Genomic DNA, 6,893 nt, shown 5'->3' with positions numbered 1-6,893 from the left:
CCCCCCTCCTCAGTGACGGTGGCCTCCCTCCGCACCACCAGCCGACGTGCCCGACGTACCGGACGACGCACCTGCGGAGCAGCTGTCCAGCCCCTCCTGCTCCTCCTCCGCGGCGCGGTAGTCCTGCAGCTGCTGGTCGCCGCGCTTCCACATCGAGAGCCACATGGCCGTGGCACGCGACGGCGACAGCTCGCCGAGACGGAGCAGGTCCATGTGACGGATGTGCCGGGCCCACATGTCGATCGAGGTGCGTGCCGCGTCCAGGACGCGGATCTCGCGGGAGACCTGTCGCGCGCACGGACGCGCAGCGTCGTCCGACCAGGCCACGAAGAGCGGTGACGGGCAGTCCACGCCTTGGCGGCGGACCGCTGCCCACGCCGCCTCGAACCGGTCGACCCGTTGCTGCGCGCCGATCCTCGTCCTGTCCCAGAAGTCCGAGGCCTGCTGGAGCGTGATCTCCCCGACGACGAGCTGGTTCATCGCCTCGATGTGCACCTCCCACTGCTCCAGCGCCGGCCCGGCTGCCTCGAGAGGCGCCTGCAGCCTGTGAGCTGCGTCGGCACAACGGTCCATCGTCGACGGACCCGCCACACCGGTCGCCGGATCCGTCGGTTCCGGCGGCCCCTCGGGCCCCGTGTCCGCACCGGATCCCTGGGCGATGGTCGACTGGTCGGTGACCGGTGCCGGGTCGGCGGTCCCGTCCCGGTCGCCCCAGGCGAGGACGGCGACGGCCCCGAGCCCGAGGCCGACCAGCAGGCCGGCGACCATCGCCAGGATGCTCGTCGGCACCTCTCGCTGCCCCTCGTCCATGTCTGGTCCCTCCGTAAAGGAGAACCACCGTAAGTCGCGGATCCCGTCCGGTAGCCCGCCAAAATTGGGTGTTGAGGGGACGTCGTCCCCGCAAGCCCAGGTGGTCGCGACGGGGTGCAGCGAGCACGTCCCGCGGATGAGCCGGTGCCGGATACCGCAATTGACCGATGAACGACGTCGGCGGAGGCGCGTTGGCTGGTCGACGGCGGCCGAGGCGGCCGCGACCGCCGCTTTCCCCGCCCCGCATCACAAGCACCGAGGAAGGAACAAGCCGATGTCCACACGGACGACGACGGTCGTGCTCGCGACGCTCGGGTTGCTGGCGCCGCTGGGGAGCACCGCGGCGGCCCACCCGCAGCTCGACGACGCGGGCGGTTGGTACCTCTACGAAGACACCTTCACGCACGCCGCGGGCGAGGTCTGCTCGGGCGAAGTGATCGAGAACTACCGGACCAAGGAACGGGTCCTGGTCGAGGACGAGGGCGGCGACCTCGCGCCGCTGAGCGCGGAGGAAGCCGCGAGTTTCGACCCCACCACCCTCGAGCTGGGCGACCGGTGGGCCGTCGAGGTCAAGTGGGGCTGGGTCCGCTGGCACGCCCCGAGCACCGACGAGCGCGAGCGACGAGACACCAGCGGCGACATGTACTTCCGCGTGGTCGGCGACGGGAACGACTGGGCCTTCAAGGGCTTCGGCAACAACTTCTTCGTCGGACCGGGGGTCTCGGGCATCCTCAGCACCACGGGCTTCCAGCGCGGCGTCGTCGAGGACGTCGACGACGCCGTCGGGGGCACGCTGACGTGGTTGAAGGTCAAGGGGGAGCGCGAGCAGATCTGCTTCGACCTCGGTCTTCGTCCCGTCGAGCACGACGCTGACGACTAGCCGCGGCTGGTGAGCGCGCTGCCCGGCTCCAGGCCCGCGCCGTGCGGCACGGCAGCGGCCCCTGGTCCGCGTTCCCGCGGGCCAGGGGCCGGTTCTGTGTCCGAGGGGGGACTTGAACCCCCACGCCCTAATACGGGCACTAGCACCTCAAGCTAGCGCGTCTGCCAATTCCGCCACCCGGACGAGTGCGGGAAAAAAGTACTACAGAGGTGTCGTCCCGACCGAATCGGGCCTGCCGCGGGCCGGTGTCATGCTGGGCCCATGACGAGCTCCGAGGCGTCCGACCAGCAGCGCTCCTACGACCCCGCCGCCGAGGTCGTCGAGCTGTGCCGCGACCTGATCCGCATCGACACCTCCAACTACGGCGACGCCGAGGGCCCGGGGGAGCGGAAGGCCGCCGAGCACGTCGCGACGCTGCTGGACGAGGTCGGCATCTCCTGCGAGGTCATCGAGTCCGAGCCGGGCCGCACCTCGCTGGTGGCCCGGTGGGGCGGTGGCGACCCGAGCCGCACCGACGCGCTGCTGCTCCACGGCCACCTCGACGTCGTGCCGGCGGCCGCGGAGGACTGGCAGGTCGATCCGTTCTCCGGCGAGGTCCAGGACGGGTACGTGTGGGGCCGCGGGGCCGTCGACATGAAGGACTTCGACGCGATGCTGCTCTCCGTCGTCCGCGCCCGGCAGCGGGCCGGGCAGGTGCCGGACCGCCCGGTCGTGCTGGCGTTCACCGCCGACGAGGAGGCCGGCGGCCACAAGGGCGCCCAGGTCATCGTCGAGGAGCACGCCGACCTGCTCGAGGGCGTCACCGAGGCGGTCGGCGAGGTGGGTGGCTTCTCCGCCACCGTCCGCGGCCGCCGCGTCTACCTCATCGAGGCCGCCGAGAAGGGCATGGCCTGGATGAAGCTCACCGCCCGCGGCCGCGCCGGCCACGGCTCGATGATCAACACCGACAACGCCGTCACCCGGCTCAGCGCCGCCGTCGCCCGGATCGGCGCGCACCAGTGGCCGGTCCGCCTCACGCCGACGATGGAGGTGCTGCTCGCCACCGTCGCCGACCTCGCCGGCACCGAGGCCACACCCAAGAACGCGCCGGCGCTCATCGAGGAGTTCGGCGGCGCCGCGCGGATGCTCGGCGCGGTCATCAGCAACACGACCAACCCGACGATGCTGTCGGCCGGCTACAAGGTCAACGTGATCCCGACCGAGGCCACGGCGTACGTCGACGGGCGGTTCCTGCCCGGCTTCGAGGACGAGTTCTTCGCGACCCTGGCCGAGCTGACCGGCGAGGGCGTCGAGATCGAGCACGTCTCGCACCAGCAGCCCTGGGAGACGCCGTACGACGGGGACCTCGTCGCCGCGATGACCCGCTCGATCCTCGCCGAGGACGACGACGCCGTGGTCGCGCCGTACCTCATGAGCGGCGGCACCGACGCCAAGCACTTCCGCAAGCTCGGTATGCGCTCCTACGGGTTCGCGCCGCTGCGGCTGCCGGCCGACCTCGACTTCACCGCGCTGTTCCACGGCGTCGACGAGCGGGTCCCCGTCGACGCCCTGGAGTTCGGCGCACGGGTCTTCGACCGGTTCCTCGACCAGGTCTGACGGCCCACGCGCCCTCGGTCAGGCGGTGCGGACCGCCCGGATGATCTTGCGCCGCAGGACCACCCGGCGGGTGCCGTCGGGGCTGATCCGGACGCGGTCGAGCTCCCAGCCGCCGTGCTCGGCGCGCTCGACCAGCAGCTTGGTGACGACGTTGCGGGAGAACTCGCGGGAGAACGTGACCTTGTCGAACTCCCACTCGACCCCGCGGTTCAGCGGCAGGCGGTGGACCCGGGACATGCCTTCATTCTCCGGACACGTCGTCGAGGGCCTCGACGATCTCGGCTGGCAGGACGAGGCCGTCGGTGCCGAGCGCGCCGCGCAGCTGGGCGGCGGTGCGGGCGCCGACGATCGGGGCAGTGACGCCGGGCTGGTCGCGCACCCACACCAGGGCGACCTCGAGCGGCGTCCAGCCGAGGCCGTCGGCGGCACGGGCGACGGCCTCGACGATCCCGGCCGAGCGGTCGTCGAGGTAGCTGCCGACGAAGCCGGCGAAGTGCGACGAGGCGGCGCGGGAGTCCGACGGCGTGCCCGAGCGGTACTTGCCGGTCAGCACCCCGCGGCCCAGCGGTGACCAGGGCAGCACCCCGAGGCCGAGCGCCTCGCAGGCCGGGAGCACCTCGGCCTCGACGGCGCGGTTGAGCAGCGAGTACTCCACCTGGGTCGAGGCGATGACCGCGCGACCGGGCACGGCCCGCTGCCACGTGGCGGCCTGGGCGGTCTGCCAGCCGGAGTAGTTCGAGACGCCGACGTACGACGCCCGGCCGGACGACACCGCGATGTCGAGCGCCGTCAGCGTCTCCTCCAGCGGTGTCTCGTCGGACCAGATGTGCACCTGCCACAGGTCGATGTGGTCGACGCCGAGCCGGCTCAACGAGCCGTCGAGCGTGGTGAGCAGGTGGCCGCGGGAGGTGTTGTACTCCCGGCCGCCCCGCCGCGCGCTGATGCCGGCCTTCGTCGCCAGCACGACCTCGTCGCGGGCGACGACGTCGCCCAGCAGGGAGCCGATGAGCTCCTCCGACGCGCCGCCGCCGTACCCGGCCGCCGTGTCGAGCAGCGTGCCGCCCGCCTCGGCGTACGCCACGAGCTGGTCGCGGGCCTCGTGCTCGTCGGTGTCGCGACCCCACGTCATCGTGCCGAGCCCCAGGCGCGAGACCTTCAAGCCGGTGGCACCCAGAGATCTGTGCTGCATGGCGACAAGGTAGTGGGCGGCGTCTCGTGCGCCGTGCCCGGCTCGCGGGTGCGGTGTCCGTAGGATCGGCGCCCGTGTGGGACTTCCTCAAGGCCGTCGTGCTGGGCACGATCCAGGGACTGACCGAGTTCCTCCCGATCTCGAGCAGCGCCCACCTGCGGATCTTCCCCGAGCTCTTCGGGTGGGGGGACCCGGGAGCGGCCTTCACCGCCGTGATCCAGATCGGGACCGAGCTGGCCGTCCTCATCTACTTCCGCCACGACATCTGGCGGATCGCGTCGGCGTGGCTGCGGTCGCTGGTCAAGCCGGAGTACCGCGGCAGCCTCGACGCCCGGATGGGCTGGTTCATCATCATCGGCTCGCTGCCGATCGTCCTGCTCGGCATCGCGCTCAAGGACGTGATCGAGTCCGACTTCCGCAGCCTGTGGATCATCGGCACCACGCTGATCGTGCTCGGCGTCGTGTTGGGCGTCGCCGACCGGATGAGCGCCTCGAACAAGACGATCAAGCAGATGAACCTGCGCGACGCAGTCCTCATGGGGCTCGCCCAGGCGTGCGCGCTGGTGCCCGGCGTCAGCCGATCGGGCGCGACCATCTCGATGGGCCGGATCCTCGGCTACGAGCGCGAGGCCGCCACCCGCTACGCGTTCCTGCTCGCGATCCCGGCCGTCGTCGGGGCGGGGCTGTTCGAGCTCAGGGAGATCCCGCACGGGGACAACGCCTACGGCTGGGGCCCGACGATCACCGCGACGATCGTGTCGTTCGTCGTCGGGTACGCCGCCATCGCCTGGCTCCTGCGGTACGTCTCCACCCGCTCCTACGCGCCGTTCGTGCTCTACCGCGTCGGGCTGGGCGCCCTCGTGCTGGTGCTCGTCGGCACCGGCGTGCTCGCCGCCTGATCGCTCCCTCGGTGCCGGCCGCGGGTGCAGCTAGCCGCAGTCACCGCCCGCACCGATGCCGCCGTCGACGAAGCCCGCGCCGCCCGCCTGCCACGAACCGTGCTGCGGCGCGCTGCTTCCCCCGCCCGGTAGCGGCGAGAGGATCGCGACCAGGAGGAGGCCGGCCAGCCCGACGGCGACCACCCCGCCGCCGAGGACGACCGCGGCGCCGGCAGCGCTGGTCGCGCCGAGCGCGGCGACCACGCACCCGGCCAGGGCCGACGTGGAGACCCCGACGAACACGACCCACGGCAGGCGGGGTCGGCCCGCGGTGGTGCCTCGACGGTTGCTCATGAGGTGAGTGTGCGCCGGGCCGGGGCCGGTTGACCAGGGGCGGCTTCGTCGCGGCGGTGAGGGGCCGCGGATCCGGCGTCACGGTCGTGTGCCTGACGTCGCGCTGCGGTGCGTCGTCAGGCACACGACCCCGGCCCCGGACGGACCCGACCCGGGCGAGCAGCAGCGAGCTACAACCAGCCCGACCGCTTGAAGAAGACCCACAGGACCGCCGACGAGCCGAACATCAAGGTCAGGGCGAAGACGTAGCCGAAGGTCCAGTGCAGCTCGGGCATGTGGTCGAAGTTCATGCCGTAGATGCCGGCGATGAGCGTCGGCACGACGACGAGGGCGGCGCCGGCGGAGATCTTGCGCATGTCGTCGTTCTGCTGCACCGAGATCCGCGCGAGGTGGGCGTCGAAGGCCGAGGACAGCAGCGTCTCGAGGTTGTCGACGACCTCGCCGACCTGGCCGAGGTGGTCGAGGACGTCGCGGAAGAACGGCGCCGCGCCTGCGTCGATCCCGTCGACCTCGCCGGCGGCGAGCCGGCGCATCGGGTCGCGCAGCGGCTGGACCGCACGGCGCACCTCGGCGATCTCGCGCTTGAGGACGTAGATGCGGACCGAGTCGTCGCTGCGGGTGGGGGAGAAGACCGAGTCCTCGACCTCGTCGACGTCCCGCTGCAGCTCGTCGGCGACGTCGCGGTAGGCGTCGACGACGGTGTCGCACACGGCGTACACGACCGCGGACGGACCGTGGTCGAGGACCGCCTGCTGCGACTCGAGGAACTGCCGGGCCGACTGCAGCTCGGAGCCCTCGCCGTGGCGGACGGTGACGACGAAGTCGCGGCCCACGAACATGTTGATCTCGCCGGTCTCGACGGCGTCGGCCTCGTCGACGTACCAGAGGGTCTTGAGCACCAGGAACAGGCTGTCGTCGTACCGCTCGAGCTTCGGACGCTGGTGCGCCTTGACCGCGTCCTCGACGGCGAGCGGGTGCAGGTCGAACGCCTCGGCCACCCGCGCGAGCTCGTCGGCGTCGGGCTGGTGGAGGCCCAGCCAGATGAAGTCGCCCTCCTCGCGGACCTCCTGGCGCAGCAGGGAGTAGTCCTGCGGTCCGCAGTCGACGGCGACCCGCGAGCCGTGGCGGTACAGCGCGCTGTCGACGATCACGTCCGGAACGGTATCGCCGTGGTGACCAGTAGTGT

8 protein-coding genes and 1 tRNA gene are annotated in these 6,893 nt (G+C 71.8%); 3 read left to right on the top strand and 6 right to left on the bottom strand.

All coding sequences use genetic code 11. The annotated features are described in order from the left end of the window. Nucleotides 1–9: 9 nt before the first annotated feature. The gene (locus G6553_RS08550) at nucleotides 10–810 is read right to left on the bottom strand and encodes a hypothetical protein (RefSeq protein ID WP_166191038.1); all 801 of its coding nucleotides are present in this window, start codon (nucleotides 808–810) and stop codon (nucleotides 10–12) included. A gap of 274 nt (nucleotides 811–1,084) precedes the next feature. Here G6553_RS08550 and G6553_RS08545 point away from each other — a divergent pair, with 274 nt between their 5' ends. Continuing rightward, nucleotides 1,085–1,690, top strand: a complete 606-nt coding sequence (locus tag G6553_RS08545) for a hypothetical protein (protein ID WP_166191036.1) — start codon at nucleotides 1,085–1,087, stop codon at nucleotides 1,688–1,690. A 97-nt stretch (nucleotides 1,691–1,787) separates the two neighbouring features. On the opposite strand, the gene G6553_RS08540 is transcribed toward G6553_RS08545, so the two are convergent. Beyond that, a tRNA-Leu gene (locus tag G6553_RS08540) sits at nucleotides 1,788–1,873 on the bottom strand. Between the two features lie 78 nt (nucleotides 1,874–1,951). On the opposite strand from G6553_RS08540, the gene G6553_RS08535 reads away from it, so the two are divergent. Then, nucleotides 1,952–3,286, top strand: a complete 1,335-nt coding sequence (locus G6553_RS08535; protein WP_166191034.1) for a M20/M25/M40 family metallo-hydrolase — start codon at nucleotides 1,952–1,954, stop codon at nucleotides 3,284–3,286. 18 nt (nucleotides 3,287–3,304) lie between these two features. Here G6553_RS08535 and G6553_RS08530 read toward each other — a convergent pair whose 3' ends face one another. Beyond that, entirely contained in the window at nucleotides 3,305–3,523 is a 219-nt protein-coding gene (locus G6553_RS08530; protein ID WP_166191032.1) for a DUF5703 family protein, read from the bottom strand. A gap of 4 nt (nucleotides 3,524–3,527) precedes the next feature. Further along, complete coding sequence (locus G6553_RS08525) at nucleotides 3,528–4,475, bottom strand: aldo/keto reductase (protein ID WP_166191030.1); 948 nt, start codon at nucleotides 4,473–4,475, stop codon at nucleotides 3,528–3,530. Between the two features lie 74 nt (nucleotides 4,476–4,549). Between G6553_RS08525 and G6553_RS08520 the strand changes: the two genes are divergently transcribed. After that, a complete protein-coding gene (locus G6553_RS08520; RefSeq protein ID WP_166191028.1) occupies nucleotides 4,550–5,374 on the top strand; it encodes an undecaprenyl-diphosphate phosphatase in 825 nt (274 codons plus the stop codon). Between the two features lie 30 nt (nucleotides 5,375–5,404). Here the strand turns inward: G6553_RS08520 and G6553_RS08515 are convergent, their stop codons facing one another. Together G6553_RS08515 and corA are read right to left on the bottom strand one after the other, a co-directional pair. Then, nucleotides 5,405–5,707: a hypothetical protein gene (locus tag G6553_RS08515; RefSeq protein ID WP_166191026.1), complete on the bottom strand. Its 303-nt coding sequence runs from the start codon at nucleotides 5,705–5,707 to the stop codon at nucleotides 5,405–5,407. Nucleotides 5,708–5,877: 170 nt separating this feature from the next. Further along, nucleotides 5,878–6,858, bottom strand: coding sequence for a magnesium/cobalt transporter CorA (gene corA, locus G6553_RS08510; protein ID WP_347565596.1), 981 nt, complete (start codon nucleotides 6,856–6,858; stop codon nucleotides 5,878–5,880). Nucleotides 6,859–6,893 lie beyond the last annotated feature (35 nt).

Origin of the sequence: Nocardioides sp. IC4_145, assembly GCF_011250565.1 — a bacterium.
Lineage (GTDB): Bacteria > Actinomycetota > Actinomycetes > Propionibacteriales > Nocardioidaceae > Nocardioides.
This window is presented reverse-complemented; position numbering and strand designations above follow the sequence as displayed.